General features: G+C 73.3%; 16 protein-coding genes and 1 pseudogene. 4 read left to right on the forward strand and 13 right to left on the reverse strand.

What is annotated here, in order from left to right; all coding sequences use genetic code 11:
* The first annotated feature begins 3 nt into the window (after nt 1-3).
* On the forward strand, nt 4-357 hold the full coding sequence (locus AB4039_RS30415; protein ID WP_266846154.1) for a hypothetical protein: 354 nt from the start codon (nt 4-6) through the stop codon (nt 355-357).
* A 363-nt stretch (nt 358-720) separates the two neighbouring features.
* Here AB4039_RS30415 and AB4039_RS30420 read toward each other — a convergent pair whose 3' ends face one another.
* Together AB4039_RS30420 and AB4039_RS30425 are read right to left on the reverse strand one after the other, a co-directional pair.
* Nucleotides 721-1,494: a JmjC domain-containing protein gene (locus AB4039_RS30420; protein WP_442272297.1), complete on the reverse strand. Its 774-nt coding sequence runs from the start codon at nt 1,492-1,494 to the stop codon at nt 721-723.
* The gene (locus AB4039_RS30425; RefSeq protein WP_266846152.1) at nt 1,491-2,021 is read right to left on the reverse strand and encodes a nucleoside 2-deoxyribosyltransferase domain-containing protein; all 531 of its coding nucleotides are present in this window, start codon (nt 2,019-2,021) and stop codon (nt 1,491-1,493) included. Before AB4039_RS30425 ends, AB4039_RS30420 begins: the two co-directional genes overlap by 4 nt.
* 542 nt (nt 2,022-2,563) lie before the next feature.
* On the opposite strand from AB4039_RS30425, the gene AB4039_RS30430 reads away from it, so the two are divergent.
* Nucleotides 2,564-3,613 carry an LLM class flavin-dependent oxidoreductase gene (locus tag AB4039_RS30430; protein ID WP_442272298.1) on the forward strand — a complete coding sequence of 350 codons (1,050 nt, stop codon included), beginning with the start codon at nt 2,564-2,566 and terminating at the stop codon, nt 3,611-3,613.
* Nucleotides 3,614-3,626: 13 nt separating this feature from the next.
* A complete protein-coding gene (locus AB4039_RS30435) occupies nt 3,627-4,940 on the forward strand; it encodes an NtaA/DmoA family FMN-dependent monooxygenase (protein ID WP_266846150.1) in 1,314 nt (437 codons plus the stop codon).
* Nucleotides 4,941-5,001: 61 nt separating this feature from the next.
* Here the strand turns inward: AB4039_RS30435 and rfaE2 are convergent, their stop codons facing one another.
* The 8 genes from rfaE2 to AB4039_RS30475 all read right to left on the reverse strand — a co-directional run bounded on the left by rfaE2 (nt 5,002) and on the right by AB4039_RS30475 (nt 14,023).
* Nucleotides 5,002-7,023, reverse strand: coding sequence for a D-glycero-beta-D-manno-heptose 1-phosphate adenylyltransferase (gene rfaE2 / locus AB4039_RS30440; protein WP_442272299.1), 2,022 nt, complete (start codon nt 7,021-7,023; stop codon nt 5,002-5,004).
* Nucleotides 7,024-7,172: 149 nt separating this feature from the next.
* Nucleotides 7,173-8,522 (reverse strand): phenylacetate--CoA ligase family protein, encoded by a 1,350-nt coding sequence (locus AB4039_RS30445; RefSeq protein ID WP_442272300.1) that lies wholly within the window; start codon nt 8,520-8,522, stop codon nt 7,173-7,175.
* 47 nt (nt 8,523-8,569) lie between these two features.
* A complete protein-coding gene (locus tag AB4039_RS30450) occupies nt 8,570-9,253 on the reverse strand; it encodes a hypothetical protein (protein ID WP_442272301.1) in 684 nt (227 codons plus the stop codon).
* Nucleotides 9,250-10,596 carry a hypothetical protein gene (locus AB4039_RS30455; protein ID WP_266846147.1) on the reverse strand — a complete coding sequence of 449 codons (1,347 nt, stop codon included), beginning with the start codon at nt 10,594-10,596 and terminating at the stop codon, nt 9,250-9,252. Before AB4039_RS30455 ends, AB4039_RS30450 begins: the two co-directional genes overlap by 4 nt.
* 355 nt (nt 10,597-10,951) lie before the next feature.
* On the reverse strand, nt 10,952-11,860 hold the full coding sequence (locus AB4039_RS30460; protein ID WP_442272302.1) for an RNA polymerase sigma-70 factor: 909 nt from the start codon (nt 11,858-11,860) through the stop codon (nt 10,952-10,954).
* Between the two features lie 88 nt (nt 11,861-11,948).
* On the reverse strand, nt 11,949-12,710 hold the full coding sequence (locus AB4039_RS30465) for a carbonic anhydrase (protein WP_266846146.1): 762 nt from the start codon (nt 12,708-12,710) through the stop codon (nt 11,949-11,951).
* Nucleotides 12,711-12,813: 103 nt separating this feature from the next.
* Complete coding sequence (locus tag AB4039_RS30470; protein ID WP_442272303.1) at nt 12,814-13,413, reverse strand: HutD/Ves family protein; 600 nt, start codon at nt 13,411-13,413, stop codon at nt 12,814-12,816.
* 190 nt (nt 13,414-13,603) lie between these two features.
* Entirely contained in the window at nt 13,604-14,023 is a 420-nt protein-coding gene (locus tag AB4039_RS30475; protein ID WP_266846144.1) for a hypothetical protein, read from the reverse strand.
* 193 nt (nt 14,024-14,216) lie between these two features.
* Here AB4039_RS30475 and AB4039_RS30480 point away from each other — a divergent pair, with 193 nt between their 5' ends.
* Nucleotides 14,217-14,948: an SDR family NAD(P)-dependent oxidoreductase gene (locus AB4039_RS30480; protein ID WP_442272304.1), complete on the forward strand. Its 732-nt coding sequence runs from the start codon at nt 14,217-14,219 to the stop codon at nt 14,946-14,948.
* A gap of 58 nt (nt 14,949-15,006) precedes the next feature.
* On the opposite strand, the gene AB4039_RS30485 is transcribed toward AB4039_RS30480, so the two are convergent.
* From AB4039_RS30485 to AB4039_RS30495, 3 genes and pseudogenes are all read right to left on the reverse strand, one after another.
* Nucleotides 15,007-16,764 (reverse strand): carbohydrate binding domain-containing protein, encoded by a 1,758-nt coding sequence (locus tag AB4039_RS30485; RefSeq protein ID WP_442272305.1) that lies wholly within the window; start codon nt 16,762-16,764, stop codon nt 15,007-15,009.
* A 121-nt stretch (nt 16,765-16,885) separates the two neighbouring features.
* A complete protein-coding gene (locus tag AB4039_RS30490) occupies nt 16,886-18,304 on the reverse strand; it encodes a VWA domain-containing protein (protein ID WP_442272306.1) in 1,419 nt (472 codons plus the stop codon).
* 65 nt (nt 18,305-18,369) lie between these two features.
* A pseudogene (locus AB4039_RS30495) lies at nt 18,370-18,905 on the reverse strand (hypothetical protein); the annotation flags it as partial.

The following is an 18,905-nucleotide window of genomic DNA, read 5'->3' on the forward strand; positions in this document are numbered from 1 at the left end:
ACGATGGAAGAAGCCGAGCGCAGTGATTTCGCCGCCCGATACAACGCGGTGGTCGCGGCCGCCTGGTCGGATCCCGGCAAGGAGCGGATGCTGTCCCGCGATCCCGGCGCCCTGCTCGCCGAACACGGGATCGACGTGCCGCTGGGCACCGTGATCGAGGTCGTCCGCGATCAGCCCGTGACGTCCGGTGCGCTGGAATCCCAGATCCGGGCCTGGGGGGAGATCGCCGCCCGCGGCACCCTCAGGCTGCTCGTCCCGTACCCGGAGCGGTTCGAGGCCGGCGACCTCACCGAGGAGGAGCTGGACTCCCTCGTGGCCGGCCTCGGCCACCCCGCACCGTCCGACATCGCGCGCTGAGCACCGTCACCCACCCGGAAACCGAAACCCCCAGGAAACACAGCAGAGGAGAAGGACCGTGAACGAGGAAGACGAGACCTACGCCGCCGATCTCTCGGACGACGACCTCCAGGCACTCGTGGCAGGTCTCAAGGGGTTGACCGTCACGAACGACGAATAGGCAGGACACCGTCCGGCGCCCGAGGCGGCCGGCGGTCAGGACGCGCAGCGTCCCGTCCGCCGGCCGCCGAAGTGCTTTCCGGCCGCGTCACGGCCAGCCCGCAGCCCGCAGCCCGCAGCCCGCAGCCCGCAAACGACAGAACGGCCGTGCCGCCATCGGCACGACCGTTCCCCACGCCACCGCCTCCGCGCGGTCCCCGCTCCTCAGCCGTCGAGCGCGGCCGCCAGCGCCGCGATCGAGGGCGCTCCCGTCGGGTCCTCCGCCCCCGGACGGGCCGCAGCACCGGTACCGGGCCTGCGCACCGTCAGCGACAGGTGCACCGACAGACCGCCGCTCCGGCCGACGGCCGAGTGCGGGGCTCCGCGCGGGATGTAGAGCACCTGGCCGCGCTCCACCGTGGTCTCCAGCACCACCGGCCCCGGGTCCGGCTCGTATCCGACCTCCCACGCGTCGCCCGCCGGGGCGCCGTGCACCTGCCACCGCTTGCTGCCGTTCAGCTGGACGACGAAGACGTCCGCGTCGTCACGGTGCGAACCCAGCCCTTGTTCCCCCGCCGGCGTGACGAAGACGAAAGCCTCCACGGGACAGCCGAGTTCGGTGCCGAGCCGGTCTGCGAGCGCTGCCGCCCCCGGATGCCAGTGCTCGACGTTGCGCATCAGCAGGGTGGCCCCCGAGGAGAGCCGCCTCAGCACCTTGTCGGGGTCGGCATAGCCGGGGAACTCGTGTCCGCCGACGCTTCGCGGGGTGGTGAAGTCGCCCAGTTCCAGGTTCCGTCCGCCGTGGACCATTTCCAGATAGGGCCTGCGGAGCAGGCCTCCGGTCAGCACGGCGTCCAGGTCGGCCGGTGTGAGCAGCCGGGCGGGCGGCACGCTCGGGCTCAGCACACGGGCCTCGCGTCGCCAGGCGGTGCCGAGGAACGGCTCGGGGTCGCCCACCAACGAGCGCAGGTTCTCCATCAGGTGCTCACCTTCTCTCACGAAACACTTCGTAGCGGACGGGACCCGTCGCGCAGGGCCTCCACCGCGGTGCTCACGGTGGAGAGGAGATCGTCGTGGACCGGCAGCCCCGGCCGCGCGCAGCGCAGCTGGGCCAGCACGTCCGAGCGGCGGCGGTATCCGCCCTCGACGCCCACCGCGATCGCCCGCCCGGTGGCCGCCGCCGCTCCCAGTTCGTAGAGGGCGATGGGCTGTTCCGGCCGCGCCTCGTTCCCGCTGGGAAACCAGAAGAGCACCAGGTCCGCCAGCGCCAGGTGCCGGTGCTCCCACGTCACCATGGCCTCGTTGAAGCCGGACGGGCCGGAGATGACCCGCCGCGGGCTGAGCAGGGCCAGCGGGCGCCGGTCGGCGCTGCCCGCGGACCAGATCCGGCGGAAGGCGGATATCGCGTCGTGGCGCCAGTCGGGGCAGTTGTGCATCCCACCGGCGAGGAAGATCCTCCTCTCCTCGGCCCGGGGCACGTATTCCTGCATGGACTCGACGACTCGCACCTGTGCGGTCTTCATCATGCGCTCTCTCACATGGAAATGGCCGTGCACCCGCGGCACCCACCGCCGGTACACGACCAGGAACGTGACGGTCAGATCACTTCCAGCCCGCCGGAAAGGGCTTCCAGCTCCTCGTCGTCGACCTCGGGGGAGATCTCCTCCGACGCGGTCTCCGGCATGTTCTTCCGGGTGTCGCCCATGTCTTTCTCCTTCTGGCTGGATGAGCAGGCTGAAGATCCCGCGGAAAGTCTTCGGGGAATTCCTTCCGGACCCCCGGAGAATCATTTCTCGCCGGCGGGACGATGCGAACTTAAACGCGCCCCGAAGCGGTCGACAAGCCCTGTCCGGCAGTTACCCGATTGCGTGTACGGCCCCGGCTCCGGCATTTCACCGATCCGTGCAACCGTCCGGCCCGGCCCGGACGCAGGCGCTGCCCTTCTCCCGGAAAACCCGGCCGGCCGGCCCTCCCGCCCTAGGCTGCGGGCCCAGCGGCAGTCCGTTCCCGGGACTGCCCGCCCATCGACCCGTTCCCCCGTGACCAGCTCTTCGAGAGGAGCGCCCAGATGTTCCTCGGCATGGCCGTCGACGCGACCGGCTGCCACCCGGAGTCCCGGTGGTGTTCGCCCGGCGATCCGCTGGACCCCGGCCACCATCGACGGCTCGTACTGGAAGCCGAACGGGGTGGTGTGGACTTCGTGACGCTGGACGACTCCATGGCGCTCCCGGACGGGCCCGGCGCCGCCCTCGGGCGCCCGGACGCGGTGACCGTGCTCGCCGGGATCGCTCCGCTGACCACCACCATCGGCCTGGTGCCGACGGTGACGACCACGCACTGCGAACCCGTACACGTCTCCAGGGCGCTGGCCACGCTCGACCACATCAGCCGGGGCCGCGCCGGCTGGCGCCCGCGCGTGGTCACCGCGGCGGCGGAGGCCGCGCACTTCGGGCCCGAACCGCCCGCCGGCCGGGATGAACTCCACGCGGAAGAGGCTGAGTTCACCGAGGTGGTCACCAGGCTGTGGGACAGCTGGGAGGACGGCGCGGAGATCAGGCAGGTGGCGGCCGGACGCTTCCTCGACCGGTCCAGGCTCCACCCCGTCGACCACGCCGGACGGCACTTCCGCATCAAGGGCCCGGCGAACGTGCCCCGGCCGCCGCAGGGCCACCCCGTCCTCGCGGTCGACTTCGACCCGCGCGCGGACCAGGACTCCGTCCACGACGCCGACATGGTGTTCGTCGACGTCCGTGACGCGCCGGCAGCCCGGGCACGGTTCGGCGCGCGCACCCGGGTCATCGGCGAGCTGGAGGTCCTGTTCACCGGTGACCACGGCGTGTCCGGCTGGGACGCTCCCACCGGGGATGGCGCCCCGAACCGCTGCGGGTTCGCCGGCTCACCGCTGGAACTCGCCGATCTGCTCGGCGACACGTGGGACTCCGGGGACGTCGACGGATTCCACCTCCGCCCCGCGTTCCTGCCCACCACGCTGTCCCGGTTCGTCGCGGAGGTCGTCCCCGTCCTGCGCCGGCGGTCCTGGCTCCGCCCGCACCGGGGAACCACTCTGCGCGCGCGGCTCGGCCTGCCCGAGAAGGCCCCGAACGTGTTCACGGCCTGAAAGGCGCCCCTCGATGAACAAGCCCCTCAAGCAGATGCACCTCGCCGTGCTCTTCCCCGTCAACCACATGACCGTCTGGCGCGATCCGCGCGCCGGAAGCCAGGTCGAGTTCGCTTCCTACTCCCACCTGGCCCGCACCGCGGAGCGGGGCAGGTTCGACACCTTCCTCCTCGCCGACTTCCCGCGCCTGGTGGAGCACCGCGGCGAGGTCTCCGACGTCGGCGTCGCGGGTCAGCTGGACCAGATCACCGTGCTGTCGGCACTGGCGTCCGTGACGGACCGGATAGGACTGGCCGCCACCGTCAACGCCACCTTCAACGAGCCGTTCGACGTGGCCCGCAGACTGGCCACCCTGGACCACCTCTCCGGCGGCAGGTGCGGATGGAACGTCGTGACCACCCCCGACGCCTGGACGGGCGAGAACTTCCGCCGCGGCGGCTATCTGGCGCACGCCGACCGCTACGTCCGGGCGGCGGAGTTCGTCGACGTCGCCCGGACCCTGTGGGGCGGTTGGGGACCGCACGGAGCCACCCGGTTCCACCACGAGGGGCCGCACTTCCGCGTCGGCGGACGGTTCACCGTACCGACCAGCCCCCAGCTGTACCCGCTGACCATCCAGGCGGGGGACTCGGAGCAGGGTCGGGAGTTCGCGGCCGCGACGGCGGAGATGGTCTACAGCCGCCGTCTGGGCCTGGCCGGCCAGGCCTTCTACGCCGACGTCAAGCGCAGGGCGGCCCGCCACGGCCGTGCCCCGGAGCACGTGAAGATCATGCCCGGGGTGTCGTTCGTCCTCGGTGACACCGAGGAGGACGCCAGGGCGAACGCCGAGGCCGGACAACGTGAGGCGGTGAGCCCGAAGCTGGCGATCTGGTACCTGGAACGCACCTGGGGGCGCGACCTGTCGGCCTACGACCCCGACGGACCGCTGCCGGACGTCGACCCCGATCCCGAGGCGGCGCCGCCCGAGTGGCCGGGGCTGGCCGACGCCGTGGTGCGCTCGCGCCGGGTGGAGAAGTGGCGGGCCCTCGCCGCCGAGCAGCACCTCTGCATCCGGGAGCTGGTGATGAAGCTGACGGCGGGCAGGCCCTTCATCGGCACGCCCGCCCGCGTGGCGGAGCAGATGAACGACTACGTCCAGTCGGACGGCGCCGACGGATTCGTGGTGGTGCCGCGGTTCGCCCCCGGCGGACTGGACGAGTTCGTCGACCGGGTGGTGCCCGAGCTCCAGGACCGTGGCGTCTTCCGCACCGAGTACACGGAGCGCACCCTGCGCGGACACTTCGGGCTTCCGGCGCCGACCGTGCACCGGCGGGGGGCGCTGCGCTGAACCGCCGCCGGGTCCGGCCCGGTTCCGGGCCGTACGCCCCACGCCGTCCTACGTCCTCACGTCACTTGTCGCCGACGCCCAGCAGGATCTTGTCGACCATCCGGGTGGTCGACCGCCCGTCGACATAGGGCAGGATCACCGTCCGGCCGCCCCAGCTGTCGACCAGGGCCGCCTCGGGCAGGTCGTCCACCCTGTAGTCGCCGCCCTTGACGTAGATGTCGGGCCTGATCCGGCGCAGCGCCTCCGCCGGCGTGGACTCGGCGAAGACCACCACCCCGTCCACGGAGGCCAGGGAGCCGAGGACCGCCGCCCGGTCCGAGGCCGTGACGACCGGGCGCCGCGGTCCCTTCAGCCGGCGGACGGAATCGTCGTCGTTGAGGCACACCACCAGGCAGTCGCCCAGCATCCGGGCGCTCGCGAGAAGGGCGATGTGGCCCGCGTGCAGCAGGTCGAAGCAGCCGCCGGTCGCCACGACCGTGCCGCCCGCGGCGCGCACGCGGGCGACCGCCTCCAGCGGGTCGGCGGGTTCGGGCTCCGGTGCCGCTGCCGCCGCGCCCGCCGTCCAGGCGGCCGCGCCGCCGGCCGCCACGAACTCCTCGGCGGCGCGGACGGCGCCGGTGACCGCCTCCGAGAGCAGCGCCCCGCCCGCGAGCAGTGCGGTGGCCGACGCGGCGAAGCAGTCACCGGCGCCGCACGTGTCCGCCCCGGCGACGCGCCGCCCGGGAACGGCGAGGGGTGAGGACTTCGCCGAGTCCAGCAGGAGGGCGCCGTCCGCTCCCCGGGTGACGGCGACGCCGACGGCCTGCCAGAGGTCGACGAGCCGACGGCCCCGTTCGATGTCCGACCCCAGGTCCCCGCCCGCGATGCCGGGCGCGAAACCGCTCGCCTCCGCCCGGTTCGGGGTGACCAGCCGCGCGCCGGGCACGGGTCGGGCACCGCGCGGGTGCGGGTCCCAGACCACCGGCGTCGCGGGAGCGGCGGCGGCGAGGGCCTCCCGGACGGAGGCGTCCCCGGTCAGCCCGCGCCCGTAGTCCGAGACCAGGACGGCGCTCGCCCCGGCCACCAGCGCGCGCTCCTCTTCGGTGAGGGTGCGGCGCGGTCCGGGCACGGCTTCGGGCGCCCGGCTGAACATGAGCACCGTTCGGCCGTCGGCGCGGACCCGGCTCTTCACCGGGGTCGGCCCGGCGAGCCCGAGGTCGATCACCCGGATCCCGGCGTCCCGTAGCAGCCCGCCGAGGTCCCGGCCTTCCCGGTCGTCGGACAGGGCCGTCACCAGGGTGACCGGCCGTCCGCCGCGCGCGGCGAGCACGGCGGCGAGCCCGGCACCGCCGGGCCGGGAACGGACCTCGACGTGGTCGACGACGACGACCGGCGCCTCCGGGGAGACCCGGTCCACCGTGCCCACCAGGTCCCGGTCCAGGAGCGCGTCGCCCACCACGACCAGCCCGCCCGGCGCCGTGGGCGTGTCCCCCGCGGGGGTGGCCGCCGGGCAGACGCCGAGCGCGATGTCGACACTGGCGCAGAGGATGTGCACGGCCACCAGGTGGCATTCCTGGACGGTCGCGGTGGGACCGTCGGCGCGGACCGACTCGTCGGCGAGTCCGGTGAGCGGGTTCGGCTCCGTGCCGGTGAGGGCCCAGACCGTCATGCCCCTCTCGTGGGCGGCCTCGGCGGCCCGCAGGACGTTCCCGCTGCGACCGGACGTCGACAGCAGCAGCAGAACGTCGCCGGGCCGGCCGTGGGCCCGGACCTGGCGGGCGAAGACCTCGTCGTAGCCGTAGTCGTTGCCGATGGCCGTGACCGCCGAGGTGTCGGCGTGCAGGGCGATCGCCGACAGCGGCTGACGGTCGTCCCGGAGCCGCCCGACCAGCTCCGAGGTGAGGTGCTGGGCCTCGGCGGCCGAACCGCCGTTGCCGGCCGCCAGCAGGCGGCCGCCGCGCCCGAGCCGCACGGCCAGCTCGCTCCCCCACGCCCGCAGCCTCTCGACGTCCAGCAGGGCGAGCGCCCGGTGCAGGTGCTCGATGTGGTCGGTGCCGTTGGCGAGCGGCTTCGGCTGCCTCGGGACGCTGCGCGCGCCTGTCACGGGGGACCTCCGGGTCTTCTTGGACGGCGACCGCTCGGGGCGGTCCGGGTCGGGGCCGGTGCGGCCGGTGGTGTCGGGTGGCCGGTGTGTCGGGGCCGGTGGTGTCGGGGCCGGTGGTGTCGGGTGGCCGTCGCCGGCCGGCACGTCCGTCAGGAGTGGATGTACCTGGTGCGTTCCGGGGCCTGCGCGACCTGCAGACGCTGGACCACCGGGTTGCGCTTGCCGCCCGCGGTGCGCACGAAGGCGCCCTCCGGCCGGTGGCGGAGGCGGAAACCCCGGCCGGGCCCGAAGTGCTCGCCGAGCCGTGAATTCACCGACCGCGCCGTCGCCGCCGCGTGCTCCGGGGCTCCGACCGTGACGAGGTCGAGCAGCCCGGGTTCGTGCTGCACCACCTGGAAGTCCGGCAGCCCGGCGGCACAGAGCGCGGCCAGCAGCGCGTACGGTGAGTACGCCGCCCCGTCGGCCCCGACCAGGCTGCTCCCGGAACGGCCGAGCAGACCGTCGGTCACCGTCCCCGGGAGTCCGCAGTCACAGGTGGTGGGCCGGGGTGCCAGATCGCCCGTGACGTAGCGGATCACCGGCATGGGGGTGGAGAGCAGTTGGGTGAGGACGATCTCGCCCGTCTCCTCGTCTCCCGCCGGGTTGATCTCCGGCAGGACGAAGTCGTCCTGGAAGTGCATCCGTCCGCCCCGGCACTCCCAGGCCGCGTAGCCGGTTTCCGAGGTGGCGTAGAGCATCGTCACCCGGCAGTCGAAGGTCTCCTCGACCAGGCGCCGACCGCTGTCGGGCATGTGCTCGTAGGTGGCGACGACGCCCTGCGGGCGGAGCCGCAGGCCCCGTTCGGCGCAGTAGCGCGCCAGTGCGATCACCCGGCTCGACGTACCGGTGACCAGGTCGACGGGGAGCCGGCCCACCACGGCCTCGTAGTCGGCGACGATGTCGGGTGCGTCGGGGTCGAAGCCGCCGAGGTTGCACTTGACGTAGGGGCGCGGCAGCATCACCGGTTCGAGCAGCGGCGTGCCCCCGAAGAGCAGTCCCACGTTGAGGACCGTTCCGCTGTCCGGGAGGCCGAGGTGGGCGCTGAACCGCTCCCGGATCACGTCGTTCGACAGTCCGCCGGTCTCCGCGGTGGAGAGCAGGGCGACCGGCTGGCCGGTGCTGCCGCTGGTCTGGGTGAGGAAGAAGCGGCCGGGCTCCATCAGGCCGGTCGCGTCACGGCTGATGGAGTCGAGGAAGTGTGCCCGCAGATCGCTCTTGCGGGTCAGCGGGAAGTCGCTCAGCCCCACCTGCTCCCGGTCGCGCAGCGCGCGGTACCGGGGCACCCGTTCCCGGGCGGTGGCCAGCAGGCGGCCCAGTCGCTCGGCGCCCCGGTCCTGGTCGTACGCGGCCAGCTCCGTTATCTCCCGGCGTTTCTCCCGGAACCATGAGGATGACGTCTTGCGCGCCATCCGCTCGCGCATCTCCCGGACATCGCGGGCGAGGTCACTCGGCGGATTCAACACGGCCTCCAGATTTCTTCGTCGAACGGCCCTCGGGCGGGCCGTCGTCACAGGGTGATTTCCCGGTGCGTACGGGACGGGACGTTCCGCGCGTTCGTCCCCCGGCGGGACGGGCGTCCGGTCGACGGCCCCGCCGGGCGGTGGGGCGGGGGCTCCTGGACGGCGACTTCGCCGGGCAGTTGGCAGCGGGGATCGGACTGCCCGCCGTCCAGCAGCTTCCGGAACAGGCCGCCGGGTCGGGCCCACAGGACGGCCGTGACGCGCGGGTTCGCCATGAGCGTCGGGCACTCCACCCGCTGCCAGGTGTTCCCCCTCCTGACGGCGTCACCGAAGATGATCCGCACCTCACCCCGCGCGGCTTCGGAGAATCCCACCGAAGCACGTCGCCAGAAGGCCGCGGCCCTTTCCGAGTAGTCGGAGTAGAACGGCGTGGGCAGGTCGAGGTCCTCGATCAGCATCATCATCGTCCGCCCGCCGTACTTCTCGGCCGTGGCCTTCGCCGCCGCCTCGACCGACTTCCCCCCGTAGGTGCCGCTGTAGTACCAGAGCGCGGTGGGATCGCCGCGTTCCACGGCGCTGCGCATCTGCTCTCGCGTCACCCACCTGGAAAAGTCGTTCGTCTGGCCGGGGAGGATGACGCCGCCACCGTTGGTCGGCCCTTCGTGCGCGAAGGGGACCGACTCCCCGAGCAGTTCGGCCCTGATGGCCGGAGCGTCGCCCCGTGGCGTCACAGGTATGCCGAGCGTTCAGGGGTGTCCGGCGGCCGCAGTCGCTGGACCACGGGGTTGCGCTTGCCCCTGGCGGTGAGCTGGAAGCCGTGGTGCGGGCGGTGGCACAGGCGGAATCCGCGCCGGGCACCGAAGTACGCGTCGAGCCGGGCGTTGATGTCCCGCACGCAGGCCGCGGCGGCTTCGACCGGGCCGGCGGTCACGAGGTCGAGCGTGCCGGGTTCGTGCTGCACGACCTGGAAGTCCGGCAGGCCGGCGGCGGCCAGCGCGGCCAGCAGCGCATAGGGCGAGTAGGCCGATCCGTCGCGACCGACCAGGCTGGTGCGGGCCCGGCCCAGCAGACCGTCGGTCACGGTGCCGGGCAGGCCGCACCCGCAGGCGACGGGCCGGGGCGCGAGGTCGCCCGTCACGTAGCGGATGATCGGCATGGGGGTGGAGAGCAGGGCGGTCAGGACGATCTCGCCCGCCCCGTCGGCGCCGACCGGCTCGATCTCGGGCAGGACGAGGTCGTCCTGGAAGTGCATCCGCCGCCGCTCGCATTCGAAGGCCGCGTATCCGGTCTCCGACGTCGCGTAGAGCATGGTCACCGGACGGCCGAACGCCTCCTCGACGATACGGCGGCCGCTGTCGGGCATGTGCTCGTACGTGGCGACGACGCCGCGGGGGCGCAGGGCGATGCCGCGGCCCAGGCAGTACCGGGCCAGGGCGACGACGCGGCTGGACGAGCCGGTGATCTCGTCGACCGGGAAGCTGCCGACCACGGCCTCGTAGTCGGCGACGATGTCGGGCGCCTCGGGGTCGTAGCCGCGCAGGTTGCACTTGACGTAGGGGCGCGGCAGCATCACCGGTTCGAAGAGCGGGGTGCCGGGGAAGAGCAGTCCCACGTTGAGGACGGTGCCGCTGTCGGGCAGGCCGAGCCGGGCGCTGAACCGCTCGCGGACCACCCTGTTCGACAGCCCGCCGGTCTCCGCGGTGGACAGCAGCGTGACGGGCTGTCCGGTGCTGCCGCTGGTCTGGGTGAGGAAGAACGCTCCGGGGGCCATCCGGCCCGTCCCGTCGCGGCTGATGAAGTCGACGAAGTGCTCGCGCAGGTCGTTCTTGCGCGTCAGCGGGAAGTCGCCCAGGCCCGGCCGCTCGCGGTCGCGAACGTCGCGGTAGTACGGGACCTGTTGAGCGGCGGTGGCCAGCAGGCGGTCGAGGCGGTCGCGCCCCCGGCGGGGGTCGTACGGAGCCAGGTCCTCGATCTCCCGGCGCTTCTCCCGGAACCAGGCGGTCGACGCCTTGCGCGTGACGCGCCCGCGCAGCCCCTGGAACTCGCGCTCCAGATCGCTCGGCAGCTTCGGCACACGGTCCTCCTTGTGGACGGGGGCCGGGCGCCGGCGACGTGCGCCGGCGCCCTGCGGGGACGGACGTCAGATGCGCTCCAGACCGCCCGAGACGGCCTCCAGGTCCTCATCGGTGACCTCGGCGTCGAACTCGTCCGAGGTGGTGGCCTGATCGGCGTTCTGAATGTCGCTCACGATTCCTCCATGCAGGGTTGTGTGAATTCCGATGGAAACCGTTCGGGAATGTGCCGCCCGGGTCCACCGGATTCGTTTCGTCTCCCGGTCGGGACGATTCGAAGCTAAGGCTCCCGGCGCAAGGGCCACAAGAATGTTCCGCCGCTTGCTCGGGAGCGTGTACGCATGGGGCCGGAGCGTTTCACCGATTGGTGTCACGGTCGTCCCGGCGGTGCAGGCCGGCCAGCTTGTCGGGGTTGATCTGGAAGCGGAGGTTGCGCATCAGGCCGTCCTCCAGGTCGTAGGTGATCGCACCGACCGGGGTGTCGCCCGCCAGGATGAGGATGCCGAGCTCGCCGTTGATGACGGCGGGGGTGGGGACGGGGAGGACGTCGACGGCGTCCCGCGCGGTCTTGGCGATCACTCCGATCAGGAAGCGGCCGACGTGGTCGGCCCCGTAGAGCGGCCGCCTGGCGGCGCTTACCTTGCCGCCGCCGTCCGACCACGCGGTGACGTCGGGGGCGAGCAGTTCCAGCACGGCGTTGAGGTCGCCGCCGGCGCAGGCGCTCAGGAAGCGGGCCGTGACCTCCTCGCGCTGCGCGTCGTCGGTGTCGTAGACCGTGCGCCGCTCCGCGACGTGCTTGCGCGCCCGGTGCGAGATCTGGCGGACCGTCGGCTCCGGGCGGTCCAGGAAGCCGGCGATCTCGGCGTGCGAGTAGCCGAAGACCTCGCGCAGCACGAACACGGCGCGCTCCACGGGGGTGAGGCTCTCCAGGACGACCAGCATCGCCGTGGACACGCTCTCGGCGAGTTCGCGTTCCTGCGCGACGTCGGGGGCGGTGAGCAGGGGCTCGGGGAGCCAGGGGCCGACGTACTCCTCGCGTGTGGCGCGGGCGGAGGTCAGGCGGTTGAGCGACAGGTTGGTCACCGTGCGGACGAGGTACGCCTTGGGGTGGCGGACCTCGGACCGGTCGGCCTTGTTCCAGGCCAGCCAGGTGTCCTGGACGATGTCCTCGGCGTCGCTGACGGTGCCGAGCATGCGGTAGGCGGTGGCGAACAGGAGCCTTCGGTGAGCGTCGAAGGGGTCCGCTTCGGGTTCGGTCGTGATCACTGTTCGATTCTGCACGGCGGGCCGCGCCCGGGACCGGCCTCGGGGCCGGGCTCACGGGCCGGCCCCGGGCGGTCCGGGGCGGTGTCGGTCAGGTGAGGGTGCGCACCCGCTGGTCGTCCAGTTCGTAACGGGCGGCCGCCACGGCCAGTTTCCCGGCGGATATGGCGCGGGCCAGGTCGGGTTCGGCGGCGAGCCGGTCGCGGGTACGGCGGGCATGGGCGTCGATGGTGGCGCTGATACGGGCCTCGCCCTGCCGGCTCCGGTCGATCGCCGGGCGTATCTGGTCGGCCAGGTACTGGATGTGCGTGGGCAGCCGGTCGCCGGTCTCGTCGGCGTGGACCGCCGCGCCGACCGCCCCGCAGGACTGGTGTCCGAGGACGAGCACCAGGGGGATCGAGAGTTCCAGGACCCCGTAGGCGATGCTGCCGAGCACCGCCTCGTCGAGCACCTCGCCCGCCGAGCGGACGGTCAGCAGGTCGCCGAGCCCCTGGTCGAAGACGAGCTCCGGCGGGACCCGGGAGTCCACGCAGCCCAGCACGATGGCGAAGGGCTGCTGCCCCTTGGCCAGCCGGAGCCTGGTCGACGGGGATTCGTTCGGGTGCTCCTGACGGTACGTGCGCCAGCGCCGGTTCCCGGCCGCCAGCTCGCGCAGGGCCTGCTCCGGGGTGGCCGGCCCGGCTCCGGTCGCAGGCCCGGCGGGCGCGGCGGCGGCGGGGAAGGCCGAGCCGAGTGCGAGGACGGTCCCGGCGGCCGCCGTCCCGGCCGCGGCGGTGCGCAGGAGGGTGCGTCGGCTGGTCGAACCACCCTGCGGTTCACGGACGTTGGAGGTCCGAAGCCGTGAAGTACGCATATTCGTAGGCTGTTTGTTCGAAAACATGCGCGACGGTATCCCGCTTTACCTCCTCTTGACCAAGGGTTGGGCAGGGTTTGGCGCGATCACGGTCCCCTGCGGCTCAAACCGTTCGCAGCGTGACCACGGCCGCCCGGCCCGCGGTGTGCAGGACCACGGTGGCGGGCCCCTGGAGCAAGGCCGCGTCGTACGGACCGAGTTCGACGGCCGGGCCGGGGTCCGGCGCCGGAACCACCTGATCCAGCGTGGCCGGACCGTCGAGCGCGCAGACCAGCAGGGTCTCCCCGGGCAGGACGGCCAGGGTCGGTTCGCCGCGGACCACGGCGGTCCGGGCCAGCGTGCTCGCACGCCGGTACATCACGTTGAAGTTGACGACGGGACCGTCCAGCAGCCGGCAGCCGGTCGGCCGGTCGCCGGGGAAGTGCCGCGGCGCGTAGCGCTCGTCGACGAGCCGGCGCTCACCCGCGACGGTGAGGTCCATGCCGGCCCCTTCGGCCAGCGTGAGCGTCCGGTCGACACCGGGGAACTCCGAGAACGGGCCGTCGGCGTCCACTTCGGCGAGGCTGATCCGCCAGTCGAACGCCGCCGTGCCCGCGCCCTCGGGGAGGGCTGCGATCTCGCGGGTGACTCCCCCGCCGTTCTTCCACGGCACGGCCGTGCGTACGGCGGCGCGCAGGATCCGGATGTCGGCGGGGCCGGGCATGCGGCTGTTCCTTCCCTCGGGTCCGTACCGTCCACGGGACGGTACGGACCCGCGCGGCGGGCCCGAGCCTATCGGGGGGCAGGTGCGGAGACGGCCGGCAGCCCGCGGTCCGGGGGCGGGGCCGCCCCGGCCGTCGCCGCCGGCGTCGCAGCCGACTTCCCGTCCGGGGCCGGGCGGGGAAGGAGGGCGGTCAGCTCACGGTCACGACGACCGTCGGGGAGACCGTCTTGTCGTCACCCATGACCCGCAGTTGCTCCTTGCCCTTGGTGTTGAGCTTGCCCGGCAGGGTGTAGCTGCTGCCGTTCTTGACCAGGGTCTTCGCCTGCAGTGTCGTCCACTTGCCGTTGTTCAGGTGCTGGAGCACCAGCTTGCTGCCGACCGGCAGCCCCTTGGTGCGCCCGGTGAAGATGACCTGGTCCCCGACCTTCACCGCGGCCTTGTCGGCCTTGATGGTGATCGACTTGCCGGCGGCCGGACTCGTGCTCGACGGGGACGGCGGCTTCGGACCGGCGGCGGCGAAGGCGTTCACGGCTCCGCCGGTGAGCAGCGCGGCGGACAGCAGGCCTGCGGCGACGCTCCGGGCGCAACGGCTGCGCGGTATCGACTTCACGGTGGCTCCCGTCTCGGGTGTGCCCCCCTCGTGTGAACCTCTGCGAGGCTACCCACCCCCCGGGCGATCGGCGACCGGACGGGTACGGGCGAGGGCCGGGGGGGGGAGGGCGAACGCGAGGTCGGATTACCGCCAGCACGGCTCACCGGCACCGCCTTTCATTGAAACCGCAACCAACTACGAGGAGCGACATATGAACGGCAAGACGGTTCTGGTCACGGGCGGCAGCCGGGGCATCGGCGCGGCCACCGCGCTGCGCCTGGCCACGGCGGGCGCCGATGTGGCGATCACCTACACCGCCGACGAGGCGGCGGCGCTGAAGGTGGTCGACGGGATCCGGGCCCTGGGCCGCCGGGGCGTCGCGGCCCGTGCGGACGCGGGGGACGCGGGCGACGCGGCGGGCGCCGCGGACTGGGCGGCCGGAGCCCTGGGCGGGCTCGACGTACTCGTCAACAACGCGGGCGTCGGGGTACTCGGCCCCCTGGAGGAACTCACCCTGGCCCAGGTCGACCGCGTCCTCGCGGTCAACGTCCGCGGGGCGTTCCTGACCGCTCAGGCCGCGGCCGAGCGGATGGGACCGGGAGGGCGGATCATCACCATCGGCACCTGCATGACCCAGCGCGTGCCGGACCCCGGTGGAACCCTGTACGCGATGAGCAAGTCGGCGCTCACCGGCCTCACCAAGGCCCTCGCCCGCGAGCTCGGCGGACGCGGCATCACCGCGAACATCGTCCACCCGGGCCCGGTCGACACCGACCTGAACCCGGCGGACGGCCCCTACGCGTCATCGCAGACGGCGCTGACCGCCCTCGGCCGGTTCGGCCGCCCCCAGGAGGTCGCGGACATGGTCGCGTTCCTGGCCGGGGACGGGGCCGCGTACGTCACGGGCGCCGAGTTCTCCGTGGACGGCGGGCACGCGGCATGAGGCGCGCCCCCGTCCCCGCCGTCGGCAGGGCGGGGACGGGGGAGCGGGTCGGGGGTGGTCAGCTCACGGCGAGGTCGTCGCCGAGGACGGCGCCCTGGCCGTACCAGCCGTGCAGGTAGACGGTGACCGTGCCGGAGGCGCCGGTGGTGAAGGGCACCGTCAGCCTGGTCCAGGCGGCCGAGCCGGTCCACGTACTGGCGTTCGCGCCGCCCCGGACTCCGAGGTAGGCGTAGCTGCCCTGGACCCAGCCGCTGAGCGTGTAGGCGGTGTTCGGGGCGAGGGTGAGGGTCTGCGCGCATTCTCCGGTGCGGTCACCGGCGGGGGTGGCCCGGACGGCGTACGCGCCCCCGTGCGCGGGGGAGCTCACCACGGTGCCGCCGCTCTCGCAGGTCCACGGCGCGAGCGAACCGCTCTCGAAGCCGCCGTTGACGAGGACGCCGCTGCCTCCGCCCGGCCCGGACACGGTGAGCGTGAACGCGGCCGTACGGGTGAACGCGGTCCCGGTGCCGGTGACGGTGAGCGCGTAGGTCCCGGGCGGGGCCGAGGCCGGGGCGGCGACCGTGAGCAGGGCGGTGCCGCCCGCGGTGACGGAGCCCGGGGCGACGGTGGCCGTCACGCCGGGCGGGGCACCGGCGACCGTCAGCGCGACGGGCTGCGGGGTGCCCGCGGTGACCCGGGTGGCGACGGTGGCGGTGGTGGTGCCGCCGGGGGCGACCGAGGCGGAGCCGGGCGTGACGGAGACCGAGAAGTCGTCGGCGACGGGTCCCGCGTCCCGGGTGAAGGGCGCGAAGGTGTGGGCGAAGTACCAGGGGTCCTGGGCGATGCCGGAGCAGGTGTCGGAGCCCCCGGTGCCGGGGCAGCCGCCGTTGTCGCGCTGGAGCGCCCAGAAGGAGAGGGTGTTGATGCCCTTGGCGACGGCCCAGTCGTAGACGGCGGTGGCGTCGGCGGTGGTGAAGGTCTCGGCGGGCCCGTAGTCGTCGATGCCGGGCATCTCGGTGACACCGGCCATGCCCCACAGTTCGGCGGACGTCTTGGCCGGGTACAGCGTGGCGAGCTGCCCGTACAGGCCGGTGACGGCGCTCTGGGTGTCCGCCGCCATGTGGTGGGCGGCACCGTCGTAGTAGTCGAAGGTCATCAGGTTGACGACGTCGACCCGGGCGCCGGCCGTCTTCGCGCTCTTGAGGACGGCCAGCCCGCTGCTCGCGAGTCCGCTCGTGGTGGTCGGGAGGGTGTAGGAGACCTGGAGGGGGCGGCCGCTCGCGGCGGCCCAGTCCTGCACCTTCTTGATGGCCTGGTTGCGGCGGTCGATCCCGGCCTTGTTGGTCAGGGAGTTGTCCTCGATGTCCATGTCCAGACGGGTGACGTCGTAGGTGGTGATCACCTTCTGGTAGGCGGCGGCGATCGAGTCGACGCTGGTGCAGCTGTCCGCGATCTCGGTGCCGCCGTTGTCGGCCGCGTAGCCGCCGAAGGAGGGGATGACGTCGCCGCCGCGCGAGCGGAGGGTGGTGAAGTCGGCGCCGAAGACGGAGGAGGCGATGGGCTGGGCCGTCGAGCCGTTCCAGTACGGGGTGCAGGAGCCCTTGGCCTCGGTCTGGACGAAGGCCATGGTCAGGTACTTGGCCCCGGACTTCTGCGCGAGGTCGGCGGGGCTGTCGGAGGAGTACGCCTCGAAGTAGGGCGCGAAGACGTGTGCGGGCAGTGGGGCCGGCGCGGCCTGCGCGGGGCCCGCGCCTGCCGCGACGAGGAGCCCGGCACTGGCGGCGAGCGTGGCGAACGCCGCCGTTAACGGGCGGACGGAACGCGAGGGGTGTCTCAACGAAGCTCCCGGTGGGGCGCGAGCGAACGGACGGACGCCCCATGATTGGTCTGGACCAACCATCGGGTCAAGGGTCCGGGCGCCCCCGGATCCGTCCGGTCGCCGTGCGGCGCAAGGAGGTTCAGTGCAGGATGCCCGCCCGCCGGGCCGCCCCGAGCCAGGAGGGGAACTCCGAGAGCAGGCGGTCGTAGAGCTCGGCGTCCGAGAGCCGGTCGATGTCGTCGACGGCGAAGAAGCCGACGTTGTCGACCCGGCGCCCCGGCATGGTGTCGAAGCGCTCCAGCACGCCGAAGCCGGCCCGGCCCAGACCCACGAACTGCCAGAACACCGGCTCCTCCACGGCCTCGCGCAGTTCCCGCTCGATCTCGGCGTTGCGGTAGACGCCGCCGTCGGAGAAGAACAGCACCAGGGTCGGCGCCGGAGCCGGGTGGGAGCGTACGTAGGCGCGCACCTCGGCGATCACCTTCTGCTCCTCGTTCTGGAAACCGACCTCCCGCATGTCGATCTGGCCGGGGATCAGTCCGCGGGGCGGCTTCTTGCGGCCGAAGAGGCTCATCTGGCCGACGCGCACGTGCAGTCGCAGCCACTGCGGAAGGTCACCGACGGCGAGGTCCGGCAGCCGGGCCGGGTTGCTCGCGAAGGTCCAGGCCTGCATCTCGCCGTCGTCGTCGAGCTGCGCCGCGACGGCCGCCATCCGTTCCACCACCGAGGCGACGGTGCCCCGGGAGTAGAGCGCGCTCATCGAACCCGAGGCGTCGAGGACGAGGATCACCCGCGCGGTCACGCCCGCGGCGCCGTTCTTGCTCAGGCTGACGGCGACCTGTTGCTTGCGCAGGGAGAGACGGCCGCGCATGTCCTCCGGGAGCCGCTCCTCCCCCTTGGCCATCCGGACGGCGGGGGCGGGTACGGCCGGTACCGGTGCGGGCGCGGCGGCGGGCGGCCTCGGGGCGGCCACGACCGGGGCGACGGGCCGGGCGGGCGCGGGGGCCGGGGCGGAAGCCAGCGGGGTCGCCGCCGCCGGAGGCGCGTCGTCGACGGTGATCCCGAAGTCCGTCGCCAGTCCGGCGAGTCCGCTCGCGTAACCCTGCCCCACCGCCCGGAACTTCCAGACGCCGGCCCGCCGGTAGAGCTCACCGCTCACGAAGGCCGTCTCGGGCCCGGCGGTCATGTCGAAGCGGACGAGTTCGGCCCCGGACCCCGCGTCGAGGAGCAGCAGGTGCAGTCCGGGGACCCGGCCGAAGGTGCCCCCGTCCGCGGAGGCGCAGAGCACGACCCGTTCGACGCCCGGCTCCAGGGCCGCCAGGTTCACCTCCAGCGCGTCCGCGCCCGGCCGCTTGCCGAGGTGGCGTACGGCGCCGGAGGCGTGGACCGGCTGGTTGTAGAACACGAAGTCGCCGTCGGAACGGACCCGCCCGCCGCCCGCGAGCAGCAGGGCCGACGCGTCCAGGTCCGGCACGCCCGGCCCCGGCCGCCAGCCGAGCACCACTCTCACGGAAGCCGCCGCGACCTGCAGGTTGGCGCCTTTGCTCAGTGTCGTCACGACGCACAGTCTGCCGGGTGGGCCGCCGCTCCCGGTAGGAGTACGGGACGACGGCACGGGGTCGTTCAGGAAGCCCGGCGGGTGCGCTGCGGGAGGGACGAGGCGGCGGGGCGCTCCCGCTCCTCGGGGGCGCCCTCCGGGGCGTCGGTGTCGATGGCGCGGACCATCAGCGGGGAACTGCCCGTGGGGCCGCCGGCGGTGGCGCGCAGCCGGTAGTGCTCGGTGCGTACGGCGTCGCGGGAGAGCGGCGAGCCGCCGTCGTAGAGGGAGTACGGCTTGAGGTCGCCGGCGATGCGCAGTTCGGCCGGGCCCCACCGGCCGGTGCCCGGGTCCCGGCGCTCCAGCAGGAGGGAGGCCTCCGGGCCCGGGGTGTCCCCCGGCTCCGGGCCGAACCCCTCCATCTGGAAGGCGAGCAACAGGTGCCGGTAGGCCTCGGAGTTGCCGTTGCGCAGGGTCACCGTGAACTCCTGCGCGGGGCCACCACGGACGAGGTCGAGCCGCCCGCCCGGGGTGGTGACGGACATCGACAGACGGGTGGCGGGAGCCGGGGGCGGCGCCGCTGCCGGGCCGGCCGGCGGCGCGGCCGGCGGCGGGGTCGGCG

Origin of the sequence: Streptomyces sp. M-16, from assembly GCF_052114405.1 — a bacterium.
Lineage (GTDB): Bacteria > Actinomycetota > Actinomycetes > Streptomycetales > Streptomycetaceae > Streptomyces.

Coding starts and splice junctions, on each gene's coding strand:
- AB4039_RS30425 (WP_266846152.1), bottom strand. CDS start 2,021: ATGATGAAGACCGCACAGGTGCGAGTCGTCGAGTCCATGCAGGAATAC.
- AB4039_RS30465 (WP_266846146.1), bottom strand. CDS start 12,710: ATGCGTACTTCACGGCTTCGGACCTCCAACGTCCGTGAACCGCAGGGT.
- AB4039_RS30435 (WP_266846150.1), top strand. CDS start 3,627: ATGAACAAGCCCCTCAAGCAGATGCACCTCGCCGTGCTCTTCCCCGTC.
- AB4039_RS30480 (WP_442272304.1), top strand. CDS start 14,217: ATGAACGGCAAGACGGTTCTGGTCACGGGCGGCAGCCGGGGCATCGGC.
- AB4039_RS30430 (WP_442272298.1), top strand. CDS start 2,564: ATGTTCCTCGGCATGGCCGTCGACGCGACCGGCTGCCACCCGGAGTCC.
- AB4039_RS30470 (WP_442272303.1), bottom strand. CDS start 13,413: ATGCCCGGCCCCGCCGACATCCGGATCCTGCGCGCCGCCGTACGCACG.
- AB4039_RS30415 (WP_266846154.1), top strand. CDS start 4: ATGGAAGAAGCCGAGCGCAGTGATTTCGCCGCCCGATACAACGCGGTG.